At 41.2% G+C, this 3,290-nt stretch carries 5 protein-coding genes; all 5 read left to right on the top strand.

The genetic code is table 11. The features are described 5' to 3' along the window. Positions 1-165: 165 nt before the first annotated feature. The 5 genes from HGJ98_RS20695 (at position 166) to HGJ98_RS20675 (ending at position 3,247) form a co-directional block, all read left to right on the top strand. The gene (locus HGJ98_RS20695) at positions 166-1,248 is read left to right on the top strand and encodes a transposase (protein ID WP_291353603.1); all 1,083 of its coding nucleotides are present in this window, start codon (positions 166-168) and stop codon (positions 1,246-1,248) included. A gap of 353 nt (positions 1,249-1,601) precedes the next feature. Further along, positions 1,602-1,745, top strand: coding sequence for a hypothetical protein (locus tag HGJ98_RS20690; RefSeq protein ID WP_291353602.1), 144 nt, complete (start codon positions 1,602-1,604; stop codon positions 1,743-1,745). Positions 1,746-1,783: 38 nt separating this feature from the next. After that, positions 1,784-2,440, top strand: coding sequence for an ankyrin repeat domain-containing protein (locus tag HGJ98_RS20685; protein WP_291353601.1), 657 nt, complete (start codon positions 1,784-1,786; stop codon positions 2,438-2,440). 62 nt (positions 2,441-2,502) lie between these two features. Next, positions 2,503-3,030, top strand: coding sequence for a hypothetical protein (locus tag HGJ98_RS20680; protein ID WP_291353600.1), 528 nt, complete (start codon positions 2,503-2,505; stop codon positions 3,028-3,030). Further along, positions 3,017-3,247, top strand: coding sequence for a hypothetical protein (locus tag HGJ98_RS20675; RefSeq protein ID WP_291353599.1), 231 nt, complete (start codon positions 3,017-3,019; stop codon positions 3,245-3,247). The genes HGJ98_RS20680 and HGJ98_RS20675 overlap by 14 nt, the downstream gene beginning before the upstream one ends. Positions 3,248-3,290: the final 43 nt, after the last annotated feature.

Raw genomic sequence — 3,290 nt, 5'->3', positions numbered from 1 at the left:
AACAAAGGTGAATACTAATACCTTGTATTGTTTATACTTTTTAACTTTGTTGCGGAAAATAGCCGTAATTAACTACGGCTATTAGGCCGTCTAATCTATGTTGGACAGACCTGCTGGAATCAGGGGAAGCAACTAAGAAAATATTTACCAACAGGATAAATTCCAGTGGAAGCGACTATCCAGATGATATTTTTGTTAGGATATGCGTACTATAATCAGATGCATAGATTGCCTGGCCATATTCGAAAAGCCGCCCACTGCATCATGGTCTGCCGCACCGCCGTTTTGGGAGGTCATACACAGGCATGTCCCGATGGTCATTACAAGCGTCACTGGTATAATTCCTGTAAACACCGCATGTGTCCACTGTGCGCCTTCACCCAGATTGAAAGATGGCTTGCCAGACAGAAAGCCCGCATTTTGAATACCAATCATTTCCACGTTATTTTTACCATACCAAGCGAGTTCCATGAGTTGTGGCGTCTTAATACAAAGGTAATGACTCAGATTCTGTTTAAAACAGCTACCGAGACCCTCTTTCAATTGCTCGATGATGATAAATACCTTGGCGCTCGTCCCGGGATTATCGCATCGCTTCACACCTGGACTAAAACGCTGGCTCTTCATCCGCACCTTCACTGCCTGATTACCGGCGGAGGCCTACTGGCAGGCAAATGGATCAAAGCATCACAGAGTTATTTACTCCCCTTTCAAGTTGTGCGAAACAAGTTTAGGGGCAAGTTCATTGCTTATATTCGAAAGGCATTGCGTAAAGGAGAGCTGGTTCTGCCTGATGGGATGCGTTCTCAGCAATTAGAGAACCTGCTCAACAAACTGGGCCGCAAGAAATGGAACGTGTATCTGAAAGAGACATATTCTCACGGCAATGGAGTATTGATCTACCTGGCGCGCTACCTTCGAGGCGGGCCCATATCCAACAAGCGGATATTCTCAATTAAAGATGGCAAAGTAACCTTTAATTACGGCCGCGAAAAGGTTGAGCTTATGACCCTGCCAATCATCGAGTTTATCGGCAGATATTTACAGCATGTGCCGATCTCAGGTTCTATCCGAGTTCGTTCTTATGGATTGTACCATCACAGCCATAAAGAAGAACTTGCGCTATGTCGAGAGCTTTTTGGTCAACTGCCGATAGAAGAGCCCGAGTTTTTAGACTGGCAAAAGATTTGCGAAGAACAAGTTAGACTGGCAAAAGATTTGCGAAGAACAAGGCGAAAGACACCCTGAATGTTGTCCTGTCTGCGGCAAACGTCTGATAGTTCTTAGAGTCATTCCGGGCCGGAAACGTTCAAAAGACCCGGGTTTACCAGATTGGCAGGATAAACCCTTGCCTCTTGCAGCATAAAGATTTATCATATATATGAATGCTATAAATTTCTCTGCAGCAGACTGTAGAGAACTGGAGACTAAAAGAGATTAACGAAAGGCTTTCTGAAAATTTGTAACAATCATGCCTAAATCATTTCAAAAGAGAGTTAAGAGTCAATCGAATGTATCTTATAGACCGTGGATTGCGTCTATTTTACCGGTTAAATCGATAATTCAAAAAAGAAGCTATTCTACAATCTCCATAGCGCAGTATGAGCAGAATACGACTTCAATTGCAAAAGACCCGCAGCTCTGTCCAACAAGCCGTTGAACCAGACAACTGGTATCAGGAGCATTTAAGTCTTTCAGAGGATAAATCAAGTTCTGTAAAGGTTAAGAGAGTTTTTCGCTTTTGACCCGTTGCAGGTTAACTAAAACGTTAGTGTCAAAATAAATGACAGAATATTTAATCCCAAATGATTTATTGAATCGCCTTATTGATATCGGCGTATGTGAGTCCTTTCATGAATTGAAGGAAAGATTAAAACCAGAAGAAATACGGCATCATAAACAAATGATGATTCAAAGCTGGCAATTCTGGTATCCAATTGCGGAAAGACTTACTCAAGACAATCTTAAGGCATTAATCAAAGCTCTGACAGTAGCAGAATCATCTCTCGACGGCTGGCAGGGCGGTAGCGTCTCTGCGGTAATTTGGTTGTTCAACAAGTATTCCCCTTCCGACCCAGAAAATAAAGATAATTTAACAGACTGGATACTTCGCCATACGGACAATTATTATGTGCCGTTCAGTAACTACGGCGCAAAAACATTAAAAGAATATTATGAACTTCGCTCTGCCTACATGAACAAAAAGCGCGAAACTCAAATCAAAGAAGAAGAGCGCCATCAAGATGCAGTGCGGCGGCGTGCTATGACCGCAACGCAAAACATCTTTGCCTCAATTACACGTGGCGATATAAAGGCGGTGAAAGCCTTAATACAAAAGGGAGCTGATCTTACAGCTTGTAATTCCGAAGGCTTGACGCCTTTGCAATGGGCTGAGAAGTGTGGCGGGGGAGATATTGTAAATATCTTAAGACAACCCTAACAAATAAATCCGGCGGACGGCGAGAACGCCGCTGCTGATTTCATTAGGGAGCATGAAAACAAATGTCAGATACCAGCACATTAAATGATGTAGCAACAGGCATTGGAATCGTATTCGGTTTTTCAGGATTCATATTAGGTTTAGTCTCGCATTTTAGAGACAGAGCAAAAGTAACTGTTGAAATACAGTGGGATATGAGTATCACAGATAATTCGGCATATGACCCAAATAAACAATGGGGTGTAGTGCGTGTTTCGAATGTTGGAAGAAAACCTATATACATCAGTCATGTAGCATTGAAATTACCTAAAGGATATGACCATACTCATTTGGTTTTAATGGAAGGTGTAGCAGGTCAAAAGCTTAATGAGGGAGACCCAGCCCAAGTTTACATTGTGGATCAGGAAGGATTGGAACAGTACTTTAAGAATTGGAGAAAAATAACTGTGCAAGTAAACGATACAACAGGAAAAGTATGGCGTTCTAAAAAACTTAAAAGAAACGAGAAACCATCTTGGGCGAACTATCTAAAAATAAAGGCAAAAATAATACCTACTAAAACCATGAGAAACAGCAATGCCAAAAATTAAAAACATAAAAACAGTTCTTTTCATTATCTTCATCATAACCTTTATAGTATTGGTTACAAATGGATATGCAGGAGACCATTGGGGTGAATATTTAAACGATCAAGCACCAAGTGAGTATATAGAAGCAACTGGGTGGCGAAAGATTGTTGGAAATATTATGTTATTTGCCGTATTATTTTATATGGGGCGCCAGATATGGAAAAGCTGGAGAAAGTAAAATCGCAATACAAAGCAACTAAGGTCATTACATATGTCAGATA

It is taken from the genome of Desulfosporosinus sp., from assembly GCF_014237355.1.
Taxonomy (GTDB): Bacteria; Bacillota; Desulfitobacteriia; order Desulfitobacteriales; family Desulfitobacteriaceae; genus Desulfosporosinus.
The sequence above is the reverse complement of the archived record's forward strand: the minus strand, read 5'-3'. Positions and strand labels throughout refer to the sequence as shown.